This window comes from Sporanaerobium hydrogeniformans (assembly GCF_002735925.1).
GTDB lineage: Bacteria > Bacillota > Clostridia > Lachnospirales > Cellulosilyticaceae > Sporanaerobium > Sporanaerobium hydrogeniformans.
Map to the genome: position 1 here is coordinate 61,524 of NZ_PEDL01000013.1, position 26,601 is coordinate 88,124.

General features: G+C 37.2%; 26 protein-coding genes and 2 pseudogenes. 22 read left to right on the plus strand and 6 right to left on the minus strand.

What is annotated here, in order from left to right; all coding sequences use genetic code 11:
• Positions 1 to 13 precede the first annotated feature (13 nt).
• The 9 genes from CS063_RS11895 (at position 14) to CS063_RS11935 (ending at position 6,047) form a co-directional block, all read left to right on the plus strand.
• Positions 14 to 985: a glycosyltransferase family 2 protein gene (locus tag CS063_RS11895; protein ID WP_099449926.1), complete on the plus strand. Its 972-nt coding sequence runs from the start codon at positions 14 to 16 to the stop codon at positions 983 to 985.
• Entirely contained in the window at positions 982 to 1,326 is a 345-nt protein-coding gene (locus CS063_RS11900) for an EamA family transporter (RefSeq protein ID WP_099449927.1), read from the plus strand. Before CS063_RS11895 ends, CS063_RS11900 begins: the two co-directional genes overlap by 4 nt.
• The gene (locus tag CS063_RS18220) at positions 1,319 to 1,654 is read left to right on the plus strand and encodes an EamA family transporter (RefSeq protein ID WP_099449928.1); all 336 of its coding nucleotides are present in this window, start codon (positions 1,319 to 1,321) and stop codon (positions 1,652 to 1,654) included. The genes CS063_RS11900 and CS063_RS18220 overlap by 8 nt, the downstream gene beginning before the upstream one ends.
• 29 nt (positions 1,655 to 1,683) lie before the next feature.
• Positions 1,684 to 2,820 carry a dTDP-4-amino-4,6-dideoxygalactose transaminase gene (gene rffA / locus CS063_RS11910; RefSeq protein ID WP_099449929.1) on the plus strand — a complete coding sequence of 379 codons (1,137 nt, stop codon included), beginning with the start codon at positions 1,684 to 1,686 and terminating at the stop codon, positions 2,818 to 2,820.
• 13 nt (positions 2,821 to 2,833) lie between these two features.
• Positions 2,834 to 3,706 (plus strand): glucose-1-phosphate thymidylyltransferase RfbA, encoded by an 873-nt coding sequence (gene rfbA, locus CS063_RS11915; RefSeq protein ID WP_099449930.1) that lies wholly within the window; start codon positions 2,834 to 2,836, stop codon positions 3,704 to 3,706.
• A gap of 6 nt (positions 3,707 to 3,712) precedes the next feature.
• Complete coding sequence (gene rfbB / locus CS063_RS11920) at positions 3,713 to 4,759, plus strand: dTDP-glucose 4,6-dehydratase (protein WP_099449931.1); 1,047 nt, start codon at positions 3,713 to 3,715, stop codon at positions 4,757 to 4,759.
• Positions 4,760 to 4,907: 148 nt separating this feature from the next.
• Positions 4,908 to 5,228 carry a nucleotidyltransferase family protein gene (locus CS063_RS11925; protein ID WP_180270777.1) on the plus strand — a complete coding sequence of 107 codons (321 nt, stop codon included), beginning with the start codon at positions 4,908 to 4,910 and terminating at the stop codon, positions 5,226 to 5,228.
• Between the two features lie 11 nt (positions 5,229 to 5,239).
• Positions 5,240 to 5,623 carry a nucleotidyltransferase domain-containing protein gene (locus tag CS063_RS11930; protein WP_099449933.1) on the plus strand — a complete coding sequence of 128 codons (384 nt, stop codon included), beginning with the start codon at positions 5,240 to 5,242 and terminating at the stop codon, positions 5,621 to 5,623.
• A complete protein-coding gene (locus CS063_RS11935; RefSeq protein WP_180270778.1) occupies positions 5,610 to 6,047 on the plus strand; it encodes a HEPN domain-containing protein in 438 nt (145 codons plus the stop codon). The genes CS063_RS11930 and CS063_RS11935 overlap by 14 nt, the downstream gene beginning before the upstream one ends.
• A gap of 100 nt (positions 6,048 to 6,147) precedes the next feature.
• On the opposite strand, the gene CS063_RS11940 is transcribed toward CS063_RS11935, so the two are convergent.
• From CS063_RS11940 to CS063_RS11960, 5 genes are all read right to left on the minus strand, one after another.
• A complete protein-coding gene (locus tag CS063_RS11940) occupies positions 6,148 to 8,940 on the minus strand; it encodes a stalk domain-containing protein (RefSeq protein WP_099449935.1) in 2,793 nt (930 codons plus the stop codon).
• Between the two features lie 84 nt (positions 8,941 to 9,024).
• Positions 9,025 to 10,473 (minus strand): ArnT family glycosyltransferase, encoded by a 1,449-nt coding sequence (locus tag CS063_RS11945; protein ID WP_099449936.1) that lies wholly within the window; start codon positions 10,471 to 10,473, stop codon positions 9,025 to 9,027.
• Positions 10,474 to 11,895, minus strand: a complete 1,422-nt coding sequence (locus tag CS063_RS11950) for an NAD(P)/FAD-dependent oxidoreductase (RefSeq protein ID WP_099449937.1) — start codon at positions 11,893 to 11,895, stop codon at positions 10,474 to 10,476.
• Positions 11,892 to 13,349 (minus strand): hypothetical protein, encoded by a 1,458-nt coding sequence (locus CS063_RS11955; protein WP_099449938.1) that lies wholly within the window; start codon positions 13,347 to 13,349, stop codon positions 11,892 to 11,894. The genes CS063_RS11950 and CS063_RS11955 overlap by 4 nt, the downstream gene beginning before the upstream one ends.
• A gap of 195 nt (positions 13,350 to 13,544) precedes the next feature.
• A complete protein-coding gene (locus tag CS063_RS11960) occupies positions 13,545 to 15,419 on the minus strand; it encodes a polysaccharide biosynthesis protein (RefSeq protein ID WP_099449939.1) in 1,875 nt (624 codons plus the stop codon).
• Between the two features lie 295 nt (positions 15,420 to 15,714).
• Between CS063_RS11960 and CS063_RS11965 the strand changes: the two genes are divergently transcribed.
• Positions 15,715 to 15,924, plus strand: a complete 210-nt coding sequence (locus CS063_RS11965; RefSeq protein WP_099449940.1) for a hypothetical protein — start codon at positions 15,715 to 15,717, stop codon at positions 15,922 to 15,924.
• A gap of 301 nt (positions 15,925 to 16,225) precedes the next feature.
• Here the strand turns inward: CS063_RS11965 and CS063_RS11970 are convergent, their stop codons facing one another.
• A complete protein-coding gene (locus CS063_RS11970) occupies positions 16,226 to 16,693 on the minus strand; it encodes a hypothetical protein (protein ID WP_099449941.1) in 468 nt (155 codons plus the stop codon).
• 264 nt (positions 16,694 to 16,957) lie between these two features.
• Between CS063_RS11970 and CS063_RS11975 the strand changes: the two genes are divergently transcribed.
• From CS063_RS11975 to CS063_RS12025, 12 genes and pseudogenes are all read left to right on the plus strand, one after another.
• Positions 16,958 to 17,437 carry a sigma-70 family RNA polymerase sigma factor gene (locus CS063_RS11975; RefSeq protein WP_180270779.1) on the plus strand — a complete coding sequence of 160 codons (480 nt, stop codon included), beginning with the start codon at positions 16,958 to 16,960 and terminating at the stop codon, positions 17,435 to 17,437.
• 25 nt (positions 17,438 to 17,462) lie between these two features.
• Complete coding sequence (locus CS063_RS11980; protein ID WP_099449943.1) at positions 17,463 to 17,657, plus strand: DUF1659 domain-containing protein; 195 nt, start codon at positions 17,463 to 17,465, stop codon at positions 17,655 to 17,657.
• A gap of 35 nt (positions 17,658 to 17,692) precedes the next feature.
• Positions 17,693 to 17,917, plus strand: a complete 225-nt coding sequence (locus tag CS063_RS11985; RefSeq protein ID WP_099449944.1) for a DUF2922 domain-containing protein — start codon at positions 17,693 to 17,695, stop codon at positions 17,915 to 17,917.
• Positions 17,918 to 17,989: 72 nt separating this feature from the next.
• Positions 17,990 to 18,130, plus strand: coding sequence for a YvrJ family protein (locus CS063_RS11990; RefSeq protein WP_099449945.1), 141 nt, complete (start codon positions 17,990 to 17,992; stop codon positions 18,128 to 18,130).
• A 105-nt stretch (positions 18,131 to 18,235) separates the two neighbouring features.
• On the plus strand, positions 18,236 to 20,176 hold the full coding sequence (locus CS063_RS11995; protein ID WP_099449946.1) for an S-layer homology domain-containing protein: 1,941 nt from the start codon (positions 18,236 to 18,238) through the stop codon (positions 20,174 to 20,176).
• A gap of 86 nt (positions 20,177 to 20,262) precedes the next feature.
• Entirely contained in the window at positions 20,263 to 21,048 is a 786-nt protein-coding gene (locus tag CS063_RS12000; RefSeq protein WP_099449947.1) for a LysM peptidoglycan-binding domain-containing protein, read from the plus strand.
• 31 nt (positions 21,049 to 21,079) lie between these two features.
• Positions 21,080 to 21,772 carry a response regulator gene (locus tag CS063_RS12005; RefSeq protein WP_099449948.1) on the plus strand — a complete coding sequence of 231 codons (693 nt, stop codon included), beginning with the start codon at positions 21,080 to 21,082 and terminating at the stop codon, positions 21,770 to 21,772.
• A gap of 586 nt (positions 21,773 to 22,358) precedes the next feature.
• Positions 22,359 to 23,054: pseudogene (locus CS063_RS18225) on the plus strand (histidine kinase dimerization/phospho-acceptor domain-containing protein); the annotation flags it as partial.
• A 165-nt stretch (positions 23,055 to 23,219) separates the two neighbouring features.
• Positions 23,220 to 23,546, plus strand: a pseudogene (locus tag CS063_RS18230) (sensor histidine kinase); the annotation flags it as partial.
• A 120-nt stretch (positions 23,547 to 23,666) separates the two neighbouring features.
• Positions 23,667 to 24,209, plus strand: a complete 543-nt coding sequence (locus CS063_RS12015) for a hypothetical protein (RefSeq protein ID WP_099449950.1) — start codon at positions 23,667 to 23,669, stop codon at positions 24,207 to 24,209.
• A 19-nt stretch (positions 24,210 to 24,228) separates the two neighbouring features.
• Positions 24,229 to 25,590, plus strand: a complete 1,362-nt coding sequence (locus CS063_RS12020) for a hypothetical protein (RefSeq protein ID WP_099449951.1) — start codon at positions 24,229 to 24,231, stop codon at positions 25,588 to 25,590.
• 84 nt (positions 25,591 to 25,674) lie between these two features.
• The gene (locus CS063_RS12025; RefSeq protein ID WP_099449952.1) at positions 25,675 to 26,589 is read left to right on the plus strand and encodes a hypothetical protein; all 915 of its coding nucleotides are present in this window, start codon (positions 25,675 to 25,677) and stop codon (positions 26,587 to 26,589) included.
• Positions 26,590 to 26,601: the final 12 nt, after the last annotated feature.

A 26,601-nucleotide genomic window follows, 5' to 3' on the forward strand; every position in this document is an offset into this window, starting at 1 on the left:
AAAGGAGAATTACATGAAGTTAATATCATTTGTTATACCTTGTTATAGATCATCTCAAACAATATGTTCAGTAGTAAGTGAGATAAGTAGTTTATTTAGCAAAAATTATAAAAATAAATATGATTATGAAATTATTTTAGTAAATGATGCCTCACCTGATGATACACTTGATAAGATTAAAGAAATTTGTCATATTAATAAAAAGGTGAAAGGAATTAATTTAGCTAAAAATTTTGGACAGCATAGTGCTTTAATGGCAGGTTTTAGATTTATAACGGGTGAATATGTAGTTTGTTTAGATGATGATGGGCAAACACCTGCTAATCAAGTATTTGAACTAATAAATGCAATAGAAGAAGGCTACGATGTAGTTTATGCTCAGTATCAAGAAAAGAGGCACTCTTTGTTTAGAAATATAGGAAGTAGAATTAATGATTTTATGGCCAGAATACTAATTAATAAGCCTAAAGAACTATATTTATCCAGCTATTTTGCTTGCCGTGCATATGTTATTAAAGAAATGATAAAATATGATAATGCTTATCCTTATATGATGGGATTAGTTTTAAGAACGACTATAAATATAACTAATGTTAAAGTAGTACATAGAGAACGTATAAATGGGGAATCCGGATATACACTTAAGAGTTTACTAGCATTATGGTTAAATGGTTTTACTAATTTTTCAGTTAAACCATTAAGGATTGCAAGCTTAGTTGGAGCGATACTATTTATAATAAGTATGGTGTTTTCTATTGTATTATTTTTAAGAAAAATATTTGAGCCTACTATTCAGATGGGATATACATCTATTATGCTCACGATGATACTATTTGGATCAATACAATTATTAAGTATAGGACTTTTAGGAGAGTATATAGGACGTATATTTATATGTATTAATAAATCACCACAGTATGTAATTAAAGAAGTAATAAATAGTGAAGAAGTTATAGAGAATGATGAAATAAGGAAAGCAATATGAGTAAGCTAAAAAAATATTTATTACTAAATTTAGCATTTTTTATCTATAGTATGGTAAGTGTAGTAGGGAAAATTAATGCAGTTAGTACGGAAATATTTAGTAAAGAGTTTTTATTCCTATTTGGAGTTCAAATTATGGTGATGGCAATATACTCTATTCTTTGGCAGTTTTCTATAAAAGGTATAGACTTAACGATAGCTTTTGCATTTAAAGGAGTGACTATAATATGGGGGATGGTATTTGCAAATATTATTTTTAGAGAAACTATAAAAATAAATAACATAATAGGTACAATATTGATAATAATAGGTGTAATGGTGGTGACAAAAAAAGATGAATAGTTATATCATATTATTTTTAGTATCAGTATTTATAGCATCATTTTCACAGATATTGTTGAAAATCAGTGCTAATAAACAACATAAATCACCTATTTTTGAAATCATAAACCCAATAGTAATCTTTTCATATTCGCTTTTTTTGGTATCCATGTTATTAACTACCTTGGCACTAAGTAAAGTAGAATATAAAATGGCGGCCGTTATTGAGAGTATAGGTTATGTGTACATATTGATTTTGTCGTGTTTAATATTAAAGGAGAAAATAGGTAAAAACAGGTTAATAGGTAATCTAATGATAATAGTAGGTATTTTGATTTATAGCATGTAATAAAAGCAACTATTGAAAGAGGGAAGAAAATGATTAATTTTAATATTCCCCCTCATGTGGGGAAAGAATTAGAGTACATACAGCAAGCTATTCAGAATAATAAGATTTGTGGAGATGGTAGTTTTACAAAAAAGTGTAATATATGGATAGAGAATAGATTTAACACATCTAAGGCGCTACTTACTACTTCCTGTACTCATGCATTAGAAATGGCAGCTATACTTGCAGATATTAGAGAAGGCGATGAAGTGATTATGCCTTCTTTTACCTTTGTTTCTACAGCAGATGCTTTTGTAATGAGAGGTGCTAAGATTGTATTTGTAGATATTCGTCCTGACACGATGAATATAGATGAGAATTTAATTGAAGCAGCTATTACAGATAGAACAAAGGCTATTGTACCTGTTCACTATGCGGGCATTGCGTGTGAAATGAACAAGATTATGGAAATAGCTACAAAGTATAATCTACTAGTAGTAGAAGATGCTGCTCAAGGTGTAATGTCTACGTATAAAGGTAAGGCATTAGGGACAATAGGAGATTTTGGCTGCTATAGTTTCCATGAAACTAAAAATTATTCTATGGGAGAAGGGGGAACAATCCTTATAAAAAATTCTAAGTATATAGAAAGAGCAGAAATTATTAGGGAAAAAGGAACGAATAGAAGTAAGTTTTTTAGAGGCCAAATAGATAAATATACTTGGGTTGACTTTGGATCCTCTTATTTACCTAGCGAATTAAATGCTGCGTATTTATGGGCACAGCTAGAAGAGGCAGAGAATATAAATGAAAATAGATTAAGGAGTTGGCAACTCTATCATACACAATTAGAGGACTTAGAGAGGGACAAATTGATTGAAAGACCTTTTATACCAAAGGGATGTATACATAATGCACATATGTACTATATAAAAGTTAAAAATTTAGAGACAAGGAATATGCTTATAGAGTATTTGAAAGAGAAGGGAGTAGTAGCAACATTTCATTATGTGCCCCTTCATTCAGCGCCAGCAGGAATGAAATTTGGAAGATTTAATGGTATAGATAATTATACTACCAAAGAAAGTGATAGATTACTACGTTTACCTATGTACTATGGATTAAAAGAGGAAGATATATTATATATTACTAATACTATAAGGAAATTTTTTACAAACATATATTAAGAGGAGGTACATAATGAAAGGTATAATATTAGCAGGTGGGTCGGGAACAAGACTATATCCTATTACAAAATCTGTTTCTAAGCAAATACTACCCATATATGATAAACCAATGATTTATTATCCTTTATCTACCTTGATGCTAGCAGGCATAAGGGAGATTTTAATTATTTCTACACCTCGTGATCTACCAATATATGAGGAGTTGTTAGGGACAGGTGAGGAGTTAGGTTTAAATATAAACTATGCAGTTCAAGAGCAACCTAATGGTTTAGCAGAGGCATTTATTATTGGTGAGAAATTTATACAAAAAGATAGTGTAGCCTTAGTACTAGGAGATAATATTTTTTATGGTAGAGGATTTGGAACAGTATTAGAAACAGCAGCTACTTTAGATGAAGGGGCAAAAGTATTTGGATACTATGTAAGTAATCCAACAGAATTTGGTGTAGTAGAATTTGATAGAGAAGGAAATGTTTTATCATTAGAAGAAAAACCTCAAAGCCCTAAGTCAAATTATGCTATTCCAGGTCTTTATTTCTATGATAATGAAGTTGTTCAAATTGCAAAAACAATAGAACCTTCAGTTCGTGGAGAACTAGAAATTACAGCAGTAAATAATGAATATCTTCAAAGAGGAAAGTTAAAAGTTGAACTTTTTGGGCGTGGTATGGCATGGCTAGATACAGGGACCTATGAAGGGCTTATAGAAGCTGGAAATTTTGTCCGAACTGTGCAAAAAAGACAGGGACTCTACATAGCTTGCTTAGAAGAGATTGCTTATCGTAAAGGGTACATAAACAAACAACAGCTTATAGAGTTAGCAAATCCTATGCTAAAGACGGATTATGGTAAATATTTAATGCGTATAGCACAAGAAAGGGAGTAGGCAAATATGAAAAATATATTAGTGACCGGTGGGGCTGGATTTATTGGATCTAACTTTGTGAAACTGATGTTAGAGACCTATGAGTATCGCATCATTAATTTGGATGCTTTAACCTATGCGGGTAATCTAGAGAACTTAAAAGAGGTGAAAGACCATCCTAGATATACTTTTGTGAAAGGGGATATTGGAGATAGAAAGCTTCTAGACAAACTTTTTAAGGATTATGCCATTGATACAGTAGTGAATTTTGCAGCAGAGTCCCATGTGGACCGCAGCATTGAAAATCCAGAGGTGTTTTTGATGACCAATGTAGTAGGGACACAGGCACTTCTTGATACAGCGAAGAAGTATTGGAAGGTGCATCCTGAGGATAAGTATTCACGTGAATTTAAAGAAGGGGTAAAGTTCCTTCAAGTGTCTACAGATGAAGTGTATGGTACTTTAGGTAAAGAAGGGATGTTTATGGAAACGACGCCTCTTGCGCCCAATAGTCCCTACTCTGCTTCAAAGGCGAGTGCAGATTTGATGGTAAGAGCCTATTATGAGACCTTTGGGATGCCTGTTAATATCACCAGATGCTCTAATAATTATGGTCCTTATCAGTTTCCGGAAAAGCTTATCCCACTCATGATTAATAATGCATTAAATAATAAGTCTCTTCCTATTTATGGAGATGGGATGCAAATTCGTGACTGGCTTCACGTAAAGGATCACTGCCTCGCTATTGCTACCGTTCTCCACAAAGGTGAATTAGGTGAAGTGTATAATATTGGTGGAAATAATGAGAAGACTAATAGAGAGATTGTAAGGCTCATCCTCAAGGAACTAGGGAAATCAGAAGACCTCATTGAGTATGTAAAAGACCGCCCAGGTCATGATAGGCGTTATGCCATAGATAACACCAAAATCACAAACCGATTAGGCTGGAAGCCTTCGTACACTTTTGAACAAGGCATAGTAGAGACTATCAAATGGTACATTGCAAACCAAGCGTGGACGCAAAAAATTACGTCTGGTGAGTATCAGGAATACTATACTAAAATGTATCAATAAGTTAAAAAGAAAAATGAAGGATAGAAGGGGGTGAACATTAAGAAAAATGTGATACCTCCTTTTTGGTAGAGAGAAAAATTACAGCATTGATTAAATAAGAGATAGTAGGCTATACTAAAGGTAGTTTAAGGAGATAGGGGGTGCTAAGGTGGTAAAAATAAAAGAAAAGCTTTATGATTTAAAGTGGCAAAAAATACAAGCATTTTTACCTATTCTTTTAGAGACGTTACCCTTAGAAATCGGTTTATATGGAAGTTTAGCAAGAGGAGATTTCAAAGCTTCCAGTGATATTGACTTATATGTTTTATATGAAGAAATGCCAAAGGGGACTCAGAAAGGTGAAATATATGAGGAAGCATATGACAGGGGTATCGATTTATTAATCAGCTCGTACAAGGCCTTTTATGAAACAGATAGTGTGTTTTGCAAAAATGTATTAAGAGACCGTAAGATTATTTGGAAGAAGTGAGGGGGATAGCTATGCGTACAATGCAATTATCAGAGTTACAGCTACCAGAGCGTTTTGCTAAAAAGCTTAGGCAGGACATGACCTATTTGTTAAGTTATAAAGATATAGAAATTAAACAAATTATTCTCTTTGGGAGTTGTGCAAGAGGAGATTGCAAAGTAACGAGTGATCTTGATATTCTGCTTATAACCAAAGAGAGTATCCAAAGGCAAATAAGAGGAGATATAGCAAGTGAGCTTGAGGAAGAACTGGATCAGGTTAGAACGGATGTAGTATTTTATAGTGAACCTATTTTTGAGCAGTCTGATAGCCTATTCATCAAACAAGTGAGAAAAGATGGGATTATCATTTATAATCAAGAAGGGGATGGAGGAGAATACCATGCAACAAAATAGCTTTTTAGGTAGGGGGATTAATGATTATCTGTATGCAAAGGACAGCATGAAGGATCAAACCCAAAAGGAGTATAATTGGCCGGCAGTTATATTTGCTCAAGCGGCAGAAAAACTACTAAAGGCTGTTATTGAAGTTGAATTTGTAGAGGATAGTCAGTGCATTGGGCTTATGCGAACCCATAACTTACGTACTATCGTTGCAAAGATACTAGAAAAATTTCCTGATGCCAAGTTAAATGCCAAAGATTGCAAATGGTTAGGTGACTTTTATTTTGATGCCAGATACCCAGGGGATGACTTTATTGTTGTCACCTTAGAGGATGGTTTAGAAGCTATGAGGATAGTAGAAAATATACTTAAAGAGGTAGAAAAAATACTTACTAGTAAGGAAGCTAGGTCACTCTTTGAACAAATAAGGGGTTAAAGATATAAAGGTGAGAGTTGGTGAAAATGGAACCTGCGATAAAGAAAACAGAAAGCACCCATTGGGTGCTTTTTGTCGTGGAGAAAGGTAGTATTGAGTTTTATTTTGTAATAACAATTTTCTCGTCTTCTGGAATCCATAAAACATGAGCGCCGAGTTGTTCGGCTACAAATCTGAGAGGTGTAAGCATTCTGCCATTTAGGATGAAAGCAGGGCTGTCTAGCTTTATTTTTTTGCCATTTACATAGGCAATGTCTGAGTCCATGTAAAGAAGGATGATGACATCTTCCCCTTTTTTATTTTTGCCTTTAATGGTAGCTTCTTGTTTTTTTATGTTCCAAGTAACTTCGGCACCGAGGCTTTCTGCTATAAATCTTGCAGGAAGCAAGGTTCTGTTATTTTTAACAATGGGAGCAAAATCATTTGTTTTAGCTATACCAAAAACGTTGGCATCCTTTTTGCCTATCGTTAAAATAAGTTCATTTTTAGAATGATCTATAGGTTGGGGTTTAGCTTCTGTCCACTTTGCGTAGAGTGTAGTGGATGCTGTTATTTTTGCATGGACATCATAAGCTCTAGTAAGCTCCTTATCCGAATACCAACCGTCAAATACATAACCCTCTTTTGTAGGTGCTGGGATTTCTCCGACTGTTGCACCTTCCTTTATACTTAGGCTATCAAGAGTGCTTCCACCATCTGTATTAAACTTCACAGTAAATGTTGGACTTGAACTTGAAGATGAACCTGAAGATGAGCTTCCTCCACTACTTGATGAGCTTTTTGTAAAGCTTGCAGAAGCAATGTCACTGTTAACCATACCACCTTTAACGGCAATAGCCTTTACTGTTAGTGAGCTAGTGATTGTAAAAGGAGTAGAGTATACTGTGCTTGCTGCTGTAGGTTCTGTGCCATTTGTTGTATAGTAAATGATTGCATCTGTAGTTCCACTTACAAGAGTAACAGCTTGTGAACTAGAGAAGGTACCACCGTTAGGTGAAATGACAGGAGTTTTTACTTTCTCTAAATCCATCCAAATAGCTTGAACGGTTGTAGCAGCAGTAACGATATAATTAGCGCCTACTGCATAGTCTGTGCCACCAATATTCCAAGCTTTAAAAACTTTGTTGGCTGGCGGCGTAAAGGTGCAAGGAGGAAGGGTATAGGATTGCCCATTTCTTATAGATACATTTGGCATGGCTCCTGTACCTCCGTTTCCATCAAAGGAAATAGCATGCTTCAAGTATGCTATTTCAAAGTTCTTTGTCATCGTACCACTGTAGCTATTTATAAAGGTGATGGTTGCAGTAGCTGTTCCTACATTGATATTATTTGTATAAGCTACGGTGTAATCGGTTCCTTGAACAAGTGTTTTGTCGCCATCTTTTATCATGGGTAACGGTTCTATGGCACTGTTGGTGTGGGTTTGAACGGGGATCTCTTGGATAGTCACACCGTTTGGAGCATCATTGGAAACAGTTTTTACGGCTAAAGTTGTGAAAGCTACTGATTCAGCTGGACTACTTTCAAACCCATTTTCGTCTGCCTTGTGCTTGACATAGATTTTATACTCTGTTTCTGGTGTCAGCCCAGTAAAGGTAGAGGAAGTTGCCCAACTTGAAGGATTACTATCACTTGCTAAGGCGATAGCGAATTCACAATCTACCAAATCATTTGCATTGATAACCCTTGCGGTGGTTTGCGTATATTCACATACTGGAATAGTGGGGGGATTGTGTCTAAGTGAAACATAATCTGAATTTAAAGAGATGTTAGTGTCATCAGAATTTAAACGAAGCTCTGCATAAGATTCGAAGGAAGATAATGCTTCGTAGGGGAGCTCACCGTTAACATCTGTAACTACTGTTGTATAATTCCGAGTATCCCAATTAAATAAGGGATATGCGTAAGTTCTGCTAGATAAAAGATGGGTTACCTTTTTGTTGGTTAGATCGAGTTGAAAGGCAGGTTTTTTCTCCTTATACATAGCTTTGAGTGTACTTGCAGTGCTAACTCTTGGTGTAACAGATGAAACATTTGCTACATTTGCAAGATATACATACTGGTCGTCATTTTTCCAACCATAAAAATCAACGCCATCCTTGGAAGCTATCGGGAGCTTTGTACTGTCAATTGTAGCCTTCGGTGTTGCATACCTTGTTATTCCATCTGAGTCAAGTTTACCTGTGTTTGCATCAAAGGTTACCTCCACAGTCGGAACAAGAGTAAGTTTCAGGCTATACGGACTTGTACTTTTGTCTGTCAGCTCAGCAGTATAAAAAAGTTTGGTCAAATCAGGTAAGTTGTAGCCTGCGCCTTGTAAAGCGGAATCAAACTGTGCTTCACCTACATATGAACGAAGTGAGGATGCATCTAGAAGTGTAAAAGAAGAAGATGTCTCGTGATAATCCGTTAGCTTGGTGTCTCCCACATAAACACTGATATTGATGGCCGGACCTGTAGTGGTTAGTGTTGTATCCACTGGTAAGGTGATGTCTGTGTTGACAGGCACATTTTCTAGAGAAGTATCGGGGTATGCTTTGAAATAATAATTAGTAGGGCGTGAAGTTCCTGAGTTGTCTTGCACTTTTTCTACAAATGTTACATGCCATGCATAGGGTTTTATGGCAATAGCATCTAAGCCAATTGTACTGGCATAAGATTGCTCATACAGAACAGTATCCGAATCAGCCGATTCATAATAGGTAATGCATATATTGCCCCAATCCCAACGGTCTAATTCCACCTCTGTTCCGGCAACCATGACTTCATTGGTATTTTCACCGATAACGACGGGTGTATCGGATGCATAAATGGGAAGGCTTGTTGAGACGAAGCTTGTGAAGAGAAGTACAAATGCAAGTAGCCACGCTGTTTGTTTTGAAAAGTGTTTCATTGAATTTCCTCCTTTTAAATGATTTTGTAATCTACTTAATTTACCTTTTGGTAAAATATAAGTCTACGGATAGGGGTCCTTTTTCTAAATCACACAGAACATATAGATGGATAAAAGTGAAAAAATAAAAATGCTTCCAATGGATAGACGATAAAACGCTGTGCCATACTTTTTATCTTTATTCTTGTCAATAAAGCTTCCGAAAAGAAGCGTGTTGATAACAAATACAGGTGCGATATACCTAAAATCCATGGTGCAGCCATAGGGGTACTTTATATTAAAAACGATATAGGATACCATAAGTACCCCTGCTGCCAACACAAGATAGAGGATTCTTTCTTCTTTTTCTTTTAAGGAGCTAATGAGAGATACAATCATAAAAAAGCTAATAAGTGCATAGATAAAAAGCAGGATGGCAGGGACTACAGAGACACTATTAAACTGAAATTCACCAAACAATCCCCCCTTTAAGAGATACATCCAGATGTTATAATCCGTAGAGACATTGTTATAGACAGGATGAAATAGCTTGGTTATCGGAAATGAAAAAAACCTCTGTGCCAAGGAATAATGTTGTGATGCAAATCCAGCACTCCCCACATCCAGCACGTAATGAAAGGGTTGGTTAAAGAGAATCCAGTTCCGTAGGGGATAAGCAAGTCCAAGAGGGATACTGACTACGGCAAACAGACACAAGCTTTGAAGTGTTTTCAGCAGATTATGTTTTTTTATACTTTTAACAACAACATACAGCATCAAAAGACCTGTGGGAATGGCGAATACCCCAACCGATAGTTTGGACATCATTCCAAGTCCGAAGGATAGAGCGAGTATCAGTGTATTTTTTAGGCTTTGATTTTTAGACCACCTGATACTAAAAAGCAAAACCAGGGTCATAAAAAATACTGCTAGAGCGTCGTTATTGACCCGTCCCCCCATAAGATAGAAGTTAGGTAAAAAGGCAACCAGTGAAAGAGGAATAGGCTTATTTATTTTAAGCTCGGCACAAAGTGATGGGACACAGTAAAGGGTTGCACACGAGAAGGTACATGACACAAGCTTTGCGCAGTCGATGAGGTCAGTTTCATTCGTTAAACTCAAAAGAGGCTTAAGCACAGAAATAACCATTCCACTTAAAACATAATAAAGTGGGGGATGATAAAATTGTCCCTCATTACTTATCGGTAAATGCCCATTAAGGATAGTCAGTATGTACGCCGCATTTCCATTAGAATCTATAGAAAGAGCTTTTAAATCGTGGGGTCTTACGGTACAGGGGGTATAGAGCATATAGCCTATTCGCATCACAAAGCCAATGAAAAGAATGTATCTTGCCAGCATGTCTTGGTCAAATTTTTGGCAGAGGTTGTAGCCACCCATTAAGGCTACTGAAATAATGAGAAATAGCATCATGCCTTGCACGCTACTTTCAAGGTGAAGGAGATGCACCCCAACATATACCAGAAGAATGGATAGGCTCAAGGTAAAAAATCTTATTAAATTATTTTGTTTTTTAAAGAGTAAATGAACCATTTAATTATATTCCTTTTCAGTATTGACCTTCCAAATAGCATCCTTGCATTTAACATCATCTAGAATATGATTGACACATTCAAAAGCGGTCAGCATGGAGTGATCCATATTATTATAGCGGTGTTGCCCATTTCTTCCTATACAGTATAGGTTTTCAAAGCTATCTAAAAATCCTCTGATTTCTTGCATGTGCTTATAGGTTCCAAAATAAGCAGGGTATGCCTTTTCAATTCTTTCAATATGGGTATCTATTATGGCACTCTTGTCTGAAAGCATCCCCGTGTGTATAAGCTCATCTGCTGCGAAATCTGCTATTTCTTTATCGGATTTGTTCCAAAGTGCATCCTCCTTGTTACAAAAATATTCAAGTCCAAGCCATACTGTTTCGTTAGGCTCTTTCACAAGGCTGGAAGACCAATTATTGAAAATCTGAACTCTTCCCATTTGGACACTTTTATCCTGCATATAGATCCAGCAGTTATCCGTTTTTATAGGCATGTTTTTAATGAGCATACCCACCGTTATAAAATCACGATAAACTAAACCATTCGCTAGTTTTCTTATAGCATCAGGAACATTTTCCATACCTGAAATCAAATTTTTAATAGGCATGGAAGAGATAAGAATATCTGTAGGCTCTGAAATTTCTTTGCCATCCCATCGATAGGAAACTTCTGTAATTTGTTTTTTCTCTATCTGTACCTTGTAGACAGCACAGTTCTTCTTAATGTGCCCACCCATTTGAATGATTTCCTCGGCAACAGCACTCCATAACTCGCCCGGGCCATACGAGGGATAGTAAAATGCCTCAATAAGAGAGGTTTGCGTATTCGAGTTATCTTTTAGGTGCAGGCAAGACTTGAGACTATCTTTTATCACCTCAAAAATACTTAACCCTTTGACGCGTTGACTGCCCCAATCGGGAGAGATTTTATCCGGAGCTATTCCCCAGACCTTTTCGGTATAGTTTTTAAAGAAAAGTTTATAGAGCCTTTTTCCAAAGCGATTTATATAAAAGTCCTCAAGAGAATTTTCCTCTTTTTTGATCATCTGTGCCTTTAAGTAATGGACAAAAATCAATACAAGCTCTTTTATACCAAGTGCACGTAAGCTTTTTAAATTTGCTTTAATAGGGTAATCTAAAAATTTTTTGTTATAATATATTTCAGATTTACGTTCCTTTTTTAGTAGAGTCACGCCAGGAATAGCATGCCACCATTTAGTGATGCTGTCACATTTGGAATAAAAGCGATGGCCACCTAAATCCATATAATTTCCGTTGTGGCAGACGGTACAGGCGATGCCCCCTATTCTATCTGTTTGTTCGAGAATCGTAACCTCGTATTGAGGGGTTCTTTTTAGGATTTCATAAGCAGCAGTAAGCCCAGCCGGACCTGCACCGACAATGGTGATTTTTTTCATGGTACGCTCTTTACCTTTCTGTATAGATAGCCACAGTCGTTGTTAAATACTTCGGTGTAGCCTGTCCTTAGGATTTCTGAAAGCTCAGGGTTGGTAGTGTCCGTTTGGAAATCAAAGTACGATAAAACCCAGCTTGGTTTATTTTTCCTTACATAATCTGTACAATATTTTGCAATATCTGGATTAATTTTAGCCATCCAAGTCTGCATGGTAAAATACTTGCAAGGGGTATTTAAGCTCACTTCATAGATAAACATTGCAGGCATATTATAAGCAAAGCAATCGTTTTTCTCATCATCTGGTATGAGATTATACATTGCGTGTGTGCTTCGTTTATATTCAGTAATATAACTTTTTTTCTCTATTATTTTTGTACCTAGAAAGCTATTTATACACACCAATACAAAAATCAAGGCTAAGATAGCCGTAGACAGAGACTTTTTCTTGCTTCTTATGCCATACTTGATGATAAATAGGGCAGAATAGGCGGTTAAAGGTGCTAGAAGCGTCCAATAATACATATAAGGATGCCTGCCTATCAATAGTGCAAACGCAATGACTATAGAACTAAGTAAGATAAAGTTACCGATTTTTATTTCGTCACTTGAATAACAGGTGCACATCGCAATGAGATGGATTCCCAAAGCAATAAAAAAGCATAAAAGTTGCTGACTGTTTCCATTTGGAATAAGACGAAAACGTTCTGCTCCAACTTGGCAATATTTGATATTATGTAAAAAAGTGGCATCAAACATCTCATACAGTGTTCCTACGCTTAAATGATAGAGAATGAGTGGAAGTGTCACGCTCATCATTCCTAAAGAACCAAAAATGAAAGCACTTTTGATTTTATCTGGGCTTTTCCTAAGCAGATCCATGCCAATAAAAAGGATAATGGTTACAATAAGTGCCACATTATTGGGGCGTATGAAAAAGACTAAACCGAAGCACAAACCAAGACCATAGGACATGGAAGACGTTAGCTTTTTGTCCTTTAGCCACTTGTCAAAAACGAAAAGTGAAATGAGGCAAAAGAAATTACTGTATTCCTCGGTATAATTTCCACCGTTGAATAAGGTGACCGTTACCCATAGATAGACAAGTGGTATGCAAAGAGATAAGATGCTGTTAATAGATTGAGATGCCATTTTATAAAGGATGATAGTAGAAAGGATGATTAGGAAAAGCTCTGTAAGCCATACGCCTATTGTTCCATCCATTAAAAGCTGCGGAAGCATATTAAACATAAAGAGAATGGGCCCTTTATGGTCAAAAAGATCTGAATAAAGTATTTTTCCTTGTGCCATTGCCTTACCCATCACCAGATACATACTGCTATCTACCCCCAAATACTCAAAAAGAGGGCTTGTGTTGTAGGCAAAAAGAAGCATAAACAAAGTAGACCCTATCATTAAAATGCTATATGCGATTGTTGATTGTACATCCTTTTGCATAGCAGCCTCCTGCCTATATCATTCTTGCTACAACAGCATACAATATACATATTATAATCTAAACGTATTTGTTTTTGTATATTTTTATAAAATAATTTGGAATATTAAGGATAAAAGATTGTGAAATGATTTTAAAGTTGTTGATAGTCGTAAAATGCCAAACTTGAGAGTGAAATACTCCAAGTTTGGCATTTTTTAGATTACCTGAGTTTGGTGGTGAGTTATTTGAGGGGTGTAGGTATAGGTAGGGACAAGATCTTTAATAGCAGCTTTAAGGGTTTCTTCATCGTAAAGGCTTGCTTGAAGGACTTCAAGCTTTTCTAAAAGGACTTCAAAGGAAAGCTCCATGGGCTGCCCAATATAGATTTTGTCGCAGCTGGTGGTTTGGAGTCCTTCTTCGTTTAAAAGGAGCTCTTCAAAGAGCTTCTCACCCGGACGAAGCCCTGTGATTTTGATATCTATGTCTTTCCCTAACTCAAGGCCAGAGAGCTTGATGAAGTTTTTGGCAAGGTCCATGATCTTAATGGGTTCTCCCATATCTAGGATAAAGATTTCACCACCTTTGGCAAAGGTTAAAGCCTCCAGGATAAGGCGAACGGCTTCAGGAATGGTCATGAAATAGCGAATGATATCCGGATGGGTGACAGTTAATGGACCGCCTGCTTCAAGCTGTTTTTTAAAGAGGGGGATGACACTCCCATTGCTGCCTAAAACATTTCCAAAGCGAACAGCTGCAAACTCAGTCGAAGAACCTTTGAGGGCCTGAATAATCATTTCACAAATCCGTTTGCTAGCCCCCATCACGTTAGTAGGGTTAACAGCCTTGTCTGTGGAAATGAGGATAAACTTCTTAACTTGGTATTCTTTGGCGAGTAGAGCGGTATTCAGTGTGCCAAAAACGTTATTTTTAATAGCTTCCTCAGGACTACTTTCCATAAGCGGAACATGTTTATGGGCGGCAGCATGAAAGATGAGCTCTGGCTGATGTTTAGCAAAAACGTAGCGTAATTTGTCCTTGTCTCTTACAGAGCCGATAATGACTTCTAAAAGCTCTTTGGAAACTCCTTTTTGGAGAAGTTCATTTTGAAGGTCATAGGCGTTATTTTCATAAATATCAAAGATAATAAGTTTTTTAGGCTGTAAGTCAATGATTTGACGGCAGAGCTCAGAGCCGATGGAGCCTCCCGCGCCTGTAACGAGGACAGTGTGGCTGTGTATGTAGGTTTGAAGCTGAGTATTATCAAGGTTTATTTCCTCCCGTCCTAAAAGGTCCTCGATGCTAACACGGCGTAAGTTCTTGAGGCCAAAGCTGGCATCAATGGTTTGGGAAAGTGGCGGAACTAGCTCTAGCTGACAAGAAGTTGTATTACAGATTTTAATGATTTCCGCGATACGTTTTTTTGAAGCAGAGGGAATGGCAATGAGGATTTTATCAATTTGCCATTTTTGAGCGAGCTCTGGGATTTGGGGGAGTGTACCACGAACAGGTACACCATGAATATTGGCGTGGTGCTTACGCCGGTCATCATCCACTGCTAGGATGATGTCATTTTCACCATAAAACTCTTTTTGAAGCTCTTTAATAAGGATGGAGCTTGCTTCACCTGCACCTACAATCATGAGGCGTTTTTTAAGAGAAGCTTCCTCTTTGCCAAAAAGGCTGCGCAGTGAAAGGGTTTCATCCTTTAATAAGCGATAGAGCATACGGATACTGATCCGTGAGCCTGCCATAAAAATAAGAATAATAAGGAGATAAATGATGTAAACCGAACGAGGTAGCAAATGGCCAATCATGGTACCAAAGGAAAGGGCACCTGTAGAGCCAATGATGACGGCAATGACTAGACGAAAGAGCTCCTTTGTACTGGTGTACTGCCAGAGGATAGAGTAAATATTAAAGAGCATATAAACGCCTATTTGGATAAAGGGAATGACAAGCATATTATTGCGAAAAGCAATGATAAAGTTCGGGGGAATCTTAAAGTCAACCCGAAGACAAAGCGCTAAAAAAAAGGCAAGGTCGATTAAAAGTGCATCAAGTAATATAAGTAATAGCTTATAACGCTTCATGGGGAAAGTCATCTCCTTAACAAATTCTAGAAAATTCTTTATAAGTATAGCATAGAGAGGAGTAGCCGTCGAGTAGAAAAGAAGAACTAAGACTTAAGGTGCTTCAAGTGATAAGGTGAAGGCAAAGCTTTGGTATTAAAGGGATTAATGGCAAAAATGTGATGCTGCATTTGGTGAAAAAGGAGTTGCTTACACGCCCCAAATAGGGTATAACTAGATTACCAACTCAAATGGATAAAATTTCCAATAAACAGGATGTCAGGTAGAGAAAAAATTTTTAGGGGGATGGATCAAGATGATGGAGATGTTTTTTTGTGTGATGTTTTTTGTACTACCCTTGGTGGGCATGTTTGTAAGTTTAGTAGTAGGAGCTTTTAAAAAGGAAAAACAAAAAAGACAGGTGCCTTCTTATACTTATAAGGTAAAGGCGAGAAGGCAGGAAAGGCAACCTGTGGGAGGCTATTGTTATAACGGGGGAGAGGTTCAGGTACTAGACACAAGTTAATGACTAATGTAAAAAGAAGTAGAAGGAAAAAGAATCGACTTTACATAGATTAGAAAGCTACATAAAAGGCATAAAAAAAGAAAGACATGAAAAAGTCCTCAGGCTGCAGACTGAGGACCTCCAATAAAACGTATTTAGAAAGAGGCGATAAGGAAAGGTGATCAAAGGCACAAGAGGGTTGTCATAAACAGTAAAGAAAGTTAAAGGATGAGCGGAGAAAGGAAAACTAAGAAAAGGAGCATGCCATCTCATTAAATGAGTCCTTAAAAGAGAAGGAGACGGGGCAGGGGACTCCTTTAACTTAGTCTTTCCACATAAATTCATATTGTTTTTTATAATCGGTGTAGGCGTAGCTTAGGAAAGCTGCGTCTTTTTGTTTTTTTAGTAAATAAGACTTTGTGGAGAGGTGAGCAAGGGTTTGGCCTGTAGAAAGTGTAAGGCAGTAATCTTCCAGTGTTTGAATGAAGACATTATTAACATAGCCAAAACACCCATCTTGCTTAGTGACAGGCTTACGGAATTTTACAGGAAGCAAAATGTGTGTTTCATCAATGATAAGTGGGGTGTTGAGCTTAGCACCTAATACCTGACTGGTCCAAAAACGAATAGCACGTGGGTCTAAGTGAAGCTGATAGAGTAGCTTAGTGATATAAGCTTTAATGGAGCAGCTAAAGTATTCCTTTGAACCATCTTTAAAAAGAACACAGGTAGAATTCTGACCTCGCTCATCATAAAAAGGAATAAGGGCAACAAAATGTAAATACAGCATAAAAAATACCTCCTTAATCGAACATATGTTCTATTATAAAAGGTATTTCAAATATTTGCAATATTATAATAAGAATTTCTAAATATTTCCTAATACTTATAAACATTCTGCTTTAACTTAAAGAAAGGCGACATTTCATAAAAAAGGCAGCAGATGTTATCTTGAACTTGCGCAAATCAAAAGAAAAGGTTGCAACCGGAAAGGTTCAAGATGACGAAAGAAGAAAGAGAAAAATCCCTTTTATGGCACGAGAGGCTGCGTCCCTTGCAGAAAAAGTTTATGAGAGAAACACTTTTATGGGGATATGAAAAGGAAGATTTAGAGCAGGAATGCTATCTCCTCCTTGTCAAATGCTTAGAGCGTTTTGAAGAGGGGTTAGGTGTACCCTTTGAAAGCTACTACAAGATCCAGCTTTATGGTTGGCGAGCCAATGAAAACCGTAAGAAAAGAGAGTATACTAGCTTAAATGATGAGATAGATCGAATGGTTTTAGAAAAAAAGGATGAAGGAGTGGATGTGGAAGGGGAAGTAGTCATGCGTATAGGGATAGAAGGATTGCTTGAAAAGCTAGGGGATCTAGGCAGAACTGAAAGAGCTATTATAAAGAGGCATTATCTAGAAGGTAGGAAGCTAACAGAGCTTGCCAAAGAGCTGCACCTTCCTTATAGCACCCTTAAAAACAAAAAAAGAAAAATAGCAAAAAAGTTAGCCACTTTGTGCTGGCAAACACATATAGAAAGGTGAATAAGCAAAGAAGGAGGTGAGGCAGATGGCAGTAGCAGCAGATGTTAAAGGCGTTAAAGTAGTCTTGAAGTTAGCAAAGGGGACTCAAACGATCTCTAACTGTCAAAAGACCGCAGATGATGAGGCACTTTTCACACTAGGACATGCAGTAGGCGGGCTAACACAGGAAGGCGTAGAAACTGTTTCTAAAGTGGTTGAGTCTACGCTCATTGAAGGTTAAGAGAAGGGAAGTAAGGAAGGAAAGGAGGTGAAAACATGGCTGAGATTACAAAAAAGGTATTGGTTCTTGCTTTTCAAACCACAAAGGGAAAAGAAGCTCGTTTAACCATTAATGTACCAAAGGCTGATTTAGATGGGGCAACAGTTGGTGCGGCAATGGATGCAGTGATTGGAAGTGGAGCTTATGGAGATGGCGATTTAGCAGCAGTTAAGGCTGGAGCTAAATACGTGATTCAGGAGGTTGAAGAAATTACACTTTAATGAAGGTTAGGAAGGAGCTGGTAGATAGACATCTAGCAGCTCTTTTTCTTTGAGGTGAAAAGGAGGAACAAAATGGAAGAATTACTCGTCCAAATAAGTAATGTGGGGTTTCCTATCGCTTTGTCCGTTTATCTTTTAGTGAGGCTAGAAGGTAGGATGGAGAAATTAACGGATAGTATTGTTAAGCTAACGGATGTGCTGGATAAAGAATAGGTTGTATTTTTAAAGCGTATGCCTTAAAATAGAAGTAAAACGAGGCCCGCATACCTAAACAAAAGAGAAGAAACAGAAGAGATATTAAGGAGGGATTAAACGAGGATGAATAAGAAACATTTCGTTAAAGTGGTAGCTACCCTAAGCGCAGTTACCATGCTTACAGTGAGTACTTTTGGAGCGACTTTTACCGATATAAAAACAACGAATTGGGCATATAGTGCTCTTCAGAATATGCAGGAAAGAGGGATTATGCTCCCAAATAGTAAGGGTGAGATATTACCTTCTAAGACAATGGATTATTTTGAGTTAAGTGATGTACTAGCGAAGGCATCAGGCTTTACAAAAGCAGAGGATCAGGCAGCTATTGCTGCAAACTATGAACGTCAAAAGGCGACCATTGAGAAGTATAGCTCTAAATATACAAGCTGGAATAAGCTCTATGATAAGCAAATTGCCTATTTATTAGGTAGAGGATACATAACAGAAGCAGACCTTACTAAGTTTGTAGTAAAGGCAACAACAGGGACAGAAGTGAAGAGAGTAGCAACGAAGCAAGATTTAGCTGTTTATGCTGTACGTATTTTGGGTAAAGAGCTTACAGCTAAGGAAGCCTATGCAACCAGTAAGACAACGGGATTTAGTGATGAAAAGGTCATCCTTGAAGCCAATCGCCCTCATGTAGCTTATTTAAAAGCTATTGGTCTCGTTACAGGAGACGAAACAGGTGCCTTTGGTGGGAACCTTCAAGTAACACGTGCTTTATGTGCTAAGATGGTGAGTGACGTTTTAGCCTACAAAGAAAAGCTTGAACAAACAGAAGTAGTGCTGCCAAGTAACACTCAAAGTATTACAGTAGAAAAGATCATGAATAAAACAACCAATGAGCTTTTTGTAAAATATACAACAGCAGATGGTAAAAGCACTTGGGGAACGATTAAAAAAGAAACAACTGTAACAGATGCATCAGGTAAGGTGATTGATTTAAATACACTTATTAATACGACCTTAAACAAAGAGGCAACTGTTACATTAGAAACCCTTAATGATACAACCTACATCCAGTCTATGCAGTTTAAAGAGAGTAATGTGCCTTCTATAGATACCTCTTCAACTACTTATAAAGGTAAGGTTGCCAGAGTGGGGACTTATGGAGATATTACTCTTACATTAGCAGACGGCAGCTCTAAAACTTTTATTGTAGCAGAGAATGCAGTTATTACCTTAGATGGCAAAAGTGTAAGTCTGCAAGAACTATATTCAGAGGACAGTGCAGTAGCTACTGTGCAAAATGGTTATATTGTGAAGCTAGAAGCGCTAAAAGGGAGTATTAGCATTTCAAATTCTGTGACAGAAGGTGAACTCATCGCACGTAAGGTGACAGGCTTAGGTCATGTGTTTACAGTCAGCCAGAATGGAAAAACCCTTGAGTGGGTTGTGGCAAATAGTGCTGTAGTAAGAAGAAATGGAAATAAAGTAGACCTTTATGATATACGTATTGGCGATACCCTTAAGATTACTAAAGAAGAGGGTGAGATTAAAACATTAGAAGCGACAGGTAAGAGGCAGACAGTAGAAGGTACAGTCAGTGCGATTTACCTGGGAGGTGTGTCACAGGTGACACTGGATAGTAATAATAAGCAGGCTGTTTATACTGTTAATGCAGAAAGTGAGTTTTATGATAATAACCTTAGAGAGTACATTGCCCTTAGAGATGTAAGACTGGGACAAACAGTGGAGCTCTATGTAGATAGCAAAGAAATCATTTCATTAGTGGTGCAAAGAGATACCAGCTCTGCTATTAAATATATCGGGGTGATTCAAGATATAGGAAGTGGTAATGAGTATATGGATGTACTTGTTAACTATGATCCTCTTACAAGTAGCAGTAATGTATTAAAACGTATTCGTATGCCCATTACAACTAGTGTTGTGATTGAAGGGAAAGAATCTCATAGAAGTGAATTAAAAGAAGGAAAAGATGTTTTAATTACCTTTAGGTATTTAGATGATGCAAGTCCAGAAAAAATAGTTGTACTTGAATAATCAAACAAAAGGGAGTGCTAAAAATCTAAGGCGAAGGCTCTTGGAGTTTGAGGCACTCCTTAAACTATGTAGAGGGGGAGGTTTGCATGTCCGTAGCTAAAAAGAGTCATAAGGTGATTACCCTACAAGGGACGAGAAAAAAAGGCAAACAAAAGAGGAAAGATCAAAAGATACTAAGTATCGCACTTTTAATTGCTCTACTCATAGGGGTTTATTTAGGGTTTAGACCCAATGCCTATGAAGTCAGTATCAATGGTAAGGTCATCGGTGCTGTTAAAGAGAAAGCTATCATAGAAAAGGCAAAGGAAACGGTAGAAGCCCAGCTTAAGACGAAGTATCATGCAGAGATAAGCTTTGAGGAGGAGCCTGTTCTTAGGCGTTATCGTGCGAAAAAGAATGACTATGTGAATCCCAACTATTTAGTGACGGCTATGAGAGAAAATCTCAATGTGCTTATAGGCTTTAAAGAAGTTGTGGTAGAGGGAAAGAGCATTGGTATACTGCCTTCCTCTGAAGCCTTAGAAGAGCTTAAGGAAGAGCTTAAAGTAAAGTATTATGGTAAAAAGGAAGTTGAAGTAGAGTTTGCTAAAAAGGTGGAACTGAAAGATATTTTTGCGAAAGAAACCAGTTTAACGAAGATGGATAAGCTCGTGGAGAAGTGTTTGGTAACAACGCCTAAGACAGTAAGCTATGAAGTGCAAAAGGGTGATTCTCTGTGGTCGATTGCCTCTAGCTTAGGTATTTCTATAGAAGCACTTCTAGCAGAGAATGAGGGGTTGCAAGAAAATACAGTGCTTCAGCTAGGACAAACCTTTAAGGCAAAGGTACACGAACCCTTGCTGCCACTTAAGGTAGTCAGTCAAAAGGAATAGATGGATGAACAACAAGGAAGGGGAATAAAGTATGCAAAAGATTGCTGTTATAGAAGATGAAAAAGCCATTTCAGATATTATTAAATATAACTTAGAAAAAGAAGGGTATACCGTTTTTACTGCCTATGATGGAGAAGAGGGCTTAGAACTCATTGAGCGTCAAAATCCAGATCTTATCATGCTAGATATTATGATGCCTAAACGTGATGGACTTGAGGTATGCAGGATTGTGAGACAAACCAAGACCACACCTATCATCATGCTAACAGCTAAAGCAGAAGAGATAGATAAGGTAGTGGGACTTGAACTGGGAGCGGATGATTATATTACAAAGCCCTTTGGGATGCGTGAGCTCATTGCGCGGGTAAAGGCGAATTTAAGACGTATAGTCATCAATGCGAGTAAAGAGCCAGAAGAGGAGATTGGCCAGCTCATAGAGGGGGATCTTGCCATGGATCTTTCCAAGTATGAGGTTTCGAAAAGGGGAGGAATTATTGAGTTAACTCTTAGAGAGTTTGAGCTTCTTAAATTTTTGTGGTTAGAAAAGGGGAAGGTATTTTCAAGAGAGCAGCTTCTAGAAAAGGTATGGGGCTATGAATATTATGGTGATGTAAGAACAGTAGATGTAACCGTAAGACGCCTTAGAGAAAAGATAGAAGATGATGCCTCAAAGGCAAGCTATGTGCTGACTAAGCGGGGAATCGGCTACTACTTTAGAGGATAAATCAATGCGTACAACCATACAAATTAAAATAGTGATGATTTATCTAAGTATTATCTTGATGATTATGATGGTAAGCGGAACCTTTATTGTCTATAACATTGAGGAGAGGGACTATAGGAGTATACAAGCTAGCCTTGAGCAGCTGGCACAGGAGATAGAGATCCGCCTTAATTGGCAGGCAGATAATACAGTAAGTTCAGAAGATATCCGTGACAAGATGAGTAATATCATCAATGAAAACAGCTTTTACCTCCTTAAGCCCAATGGGCAGGTAGAGCATGCCACAGGTGTAGAGTGGGCAGTGGGAGATTTTGTAAGGTCACCCGTAGTCATTGATGCTATTACCAATAAAAAGCCTTCAGCAGAGAAGCGAGTACCCTTTAGTACTACTAGTCTTCAAAAAAACTATATGGACTATGCAAGTCCTATTTTAGATGCAAAGACTAATGAATTAAAAGCTATTATTTATGTAACAGCTAGTACAAAAGAGGTTTATAACAATATGGTAAGCGTGATGCAAACCATCGGTATGGGATCTTTAGTAGCGATGGTGATTACAGGACTTTTTGGTATTTCTTTCTCCCGTATGATTACATCACCTATTAAGAAACTCACCTTAAATGCAAGAAAATTAGCAGCAGGTGATGACATTAAACGCATTCCCATCGAGTCAAAGGATGAAATTGGTGAGCTCACTCAGAGCTTTAACTACATGGCAAGTCAATTAAGTAGTACGATGGAAACGATTATTAATGAAAAGAATAAGTTAGAAAAAATATTTGAGCATATGGCAGATGGTGTAATGGCTTTTAACCGAACAGGGGTGCTTATCCATGCCAATTCAGTATGCTATGAGCTAGTAGGGGTGCTCAATATGGACCACCGCTTTGACTTTATTTTTTCCAAGTTAGGAGTAGAGGTATCCTTTGATGAGATAGTAGAGGGCAAAGAGCCTGTTAAGCTAGAGAAACTGCTTCAAATTAATGACCGCTACCTCACTATGCACTTTGCACCTTATGCCAATGCCAAGGAAGAAGCAGAGGGACTTGTTGTGGTCATGCAGGATGTCACCAAGCAAGAAAAGCTAGAGCAGATGAGGAAGGAGTTTGTGGCCAATGTATCCCATGAGCTGCGTACACCTCTTACCACACTTAAAAGCTATACAGAAACCTTATTAGATGGAGCCATCGATGAAAAGGAAGTTGCCATGAACTTCTTAGATGTGATGAATAAGGAAACAGACCGAATGACTACCCTTGTACAAGACCTTCTGGAATTATCACGTATTGATAACAGGCAGATTCAACTTAACTTTAAGCGTGTGAACCTTAAACGATTACTTGAAGACACTATTGAAGCACAAAAAATCCATATCAAAAAGAAAGGTCATCAGCTTATTTACGAGGTAGATGAAAAGCAGTCTTATCTCCTCTTAGGAGATGGCATTCGCATCAAGCAAATATTGCACAATATTCTCTCTAATGCCATAAAATATAGTATCGATCCAGGTACTATTCAGATACGACTTGAAGCAGGTAAGGAGATTAAACTTGAAATTGCAGATACAGGTATTGGGATCCCCCAAGAGGATTTAGGACGTATATTTGAGAGGTTTTATCGAGTGGATAAAGCCCGTTCACGCAAGATGGGGGGGACAGGTCTTGGGCTAGCCATTGCCAAGGAGCTTGTGGAGCTACATGGAGGTCGTATTGAGATGAATAGTGAGTTAGGCAAAGGGACAAGTGTGAGTTTGTACTTCAAACCCTTTATTTAAAGGCTTTAGAGAAGGTAATGTAAAAAAAAAAGTTATTGCCATGTAACGTGTTTGTAATATTTATAAGCTATAATGTGAGTGTAAACTATTAAAATCAAGAGAAAGGGGGATTCGCAGACTATGAAAAGAATGAATAAGACTTTTTTATTACTTGCATTTATCTGTATAGGTCTCTATGCTCAAGCTATTTATGCCAATGATACAGTCGTGTCAGGTTCTAATATGAAACTAGTAGAGGAAACAAATGGAGATAAAAAAACAGTCAATCTAACAAGCGAAGACTCCTACATCCGCATTACCTTAGATGCTAACAAGTACTATCCTACTACTTTTGAGACACAACTTAATTTAGAAGGTGGTGCAAAGGAAGGTACAAACATTGTTATTAAAGTGAATAGTATAAGTACGGATAAAGAGGATACTGTACTTATTTTAGATACAAAGGAATACAAGGTAGTACCCATTGGAAGTACGAAAAGCTTTAACCAACTTATTGAACTTTTTGATGGAAAAAATGAAATTAACCTTACTTATACACATGTGAAAGACAAAAAAATAAATGGTACAATGACTTTTGTTATTGAAAAGTTTACAGAGAAGGACAAAAGTAAGATGCTTGAGTTGTCTAAGCCAGAAATAAATGCATTAACCCCCTTAAAATGATAGAATGGTGATGGATCAGATGAAAGCAAGTGTTGTAAAGATTATAGGATTAATAGCACTTAGTCTATTATGTATCATACAGATTTCAATGTTGTGGCTTGGCGATATGTCAAGCCCTAATTTTTTAGAAATAAAAAATATAAGCAGGGATGAAGTAGGAATGCGCCCTAAAGGAATATGGGCTAATCTTGGCTTAGCCTATAAAATCAGTGAGAACAACAGGGAATATCATTATCTCATGCATGAACTTTTTAGTGGGATTAGAAATGAGAAGGCAAGTCTTAAAATTGAAAAAAATGTAGATATGACTTATGAGATGCTCATGCGCATGCAAGGGATTGTGTATGAATACGCTGTAGCTCTCACTTTAGAAGAATTAGTAGGAAATCCATTAGAAAAGTATGATAAAAGTATTATAACGGATTGCCTTTTTGTAGATATAAGTACAAGTAGTGAAAATAAGGTCAATGTTTATTTGATAAATAGTGCAACTAATGAAATCAGCAAGATGGTTTTGCACCAAACCTTAGAGGGGCATAAGAAGATGATAGCAACTTTAAGTGAGCAAGCAGCAGTCAGTGACTGGACTGTTTATCAGCCAAGTAGTACCTCTGATAGGAAGCAGTACTTAACGAATAATGTATTTCTGCCTTTAATCAGTAAGGCCTCTCCTCTTTATTATGAACAGCTCACTATCTCAAATAACCTTGAGAAAATGGAGGAGAAGGAAAAACTTGAACAATTAGAAGAATATGTGACTTCTTTTTTTACCAATCCACTTCTTAAGCAAATTGATAAGAAGGAGGATGGTACCATCCTTTTTAGTGAAAATCTAAGGGCCATTGTAAAATATAATCCGATAGGCACCATGGAGTTTAACATTTTAGCACCTAACGAGCCTAATAAGCTTACGAAGCTAGAGCGGCTACAAAAGGTGGAGAGTTTTATCAATGACTGTAGTGGGATTCCGGAATATCTCAAAAAAGGGATTTACCTTGCTCAGGCATGGCAAGAAGGAGAAGACTATATTTATCGCTTTAACTACAAATACAATGGGTTTAATCTCCAGTTTCGAGAGGAAGCTAGAAAGGAACTGGAGATCAATAGTGTCATAGAGTTAACATTAAGAAGCAATCAGGTGATAAAAGGGAAGTGGATTCTACTAGATATACAGCCATCTGAGAGAGCAGAAGCCAAGGGGAGTAGTGTGACGAGAGGGTATGGTGAAATCATTGATTTGATGTACACCTTAGGTGGGCAAATGAAAGAGAACAACATGCAGCTAACAAACTTGGAATGTAACTATATAGTTAATCAGTTAGAAGGCAATTTAAAGATGGATTGGGTAGTAACCTATGGCAATGGGCGCTATTATCCTTAGAAAAAAATTAGTAAAGCTGAAAAACTTCACTTTACTAATTTTTTTTGTTATATTGAAGAGAGGAAGAAGTAGAAGGAGAAAAAAATGAATGGAGCAAAGGTACTTAATAGGCTATTACAATTATTTGTTTTATTTAATTTGATCTTATGCGTAATTAATATTTCAAAGCATGTAAATGCCTATGTGTTATCTGCAAAGCGTATAGAAAACATACAGGCCATTTGCGAGAGTAAAGGAATTATTTTAAAAACGCAACTACCTAGAGCCTATACACCTAAGAAAGCAGGGACTATACTTGTAAAAGAGATGAGTGCGGAGGAGAGTAATCATCTTGCTAAAGGCATATTAAATAGTGCCCTAGGAGAAATGACAATTTCTACAGAGGCGCATACACAAGAGTCTAGCTCTTTAAAGGGTAAGAAAAATAGAGTTTACTCAAAAGGTAATGAGACCTTAAGGTTTAAAGGTGAAGACATCATTTATACATCTCACAACAAGCAGAAGCAGTATGAAAAGATAACAGTAGGACAGGCACAGATTTTGTGTGATGGCTTTATCAAGCGCCTAAGTTTTAGTAAAACCTTTAATCAAGGAGAAAGAGAGGTAAAGGAAAAGGAAGGTGGGATAGAGCTTACTTATTATGCCAGATTTGAGCATTTACCTCTTTTTAACAGCTACTTAAGGTTTTGGGTAACGGATCGTGGCATAGAGGAGGCGATCATTCATGTAGCACAGGTAGATGCTAATAAGGAGGTACAAACGAAAAAAAATATTTACCCGATTGATTTAGTTTTGTTTGGCATAGAAGAAGAAATTCCTATTGCCTTTAACAAGGACAACCCTATTTATATTACAGATATTTCACTAGGCTACTATACTTTAACAACAGAAGGTATGCGTATTTTGGCAGAAGAAATTATACCTACATATAAGATTACCATTGAGGGTTTAAAGGAACCACTATTTGTTAATGCTTATACTAATAAATCCATTAAATAAAACTTTTTATTT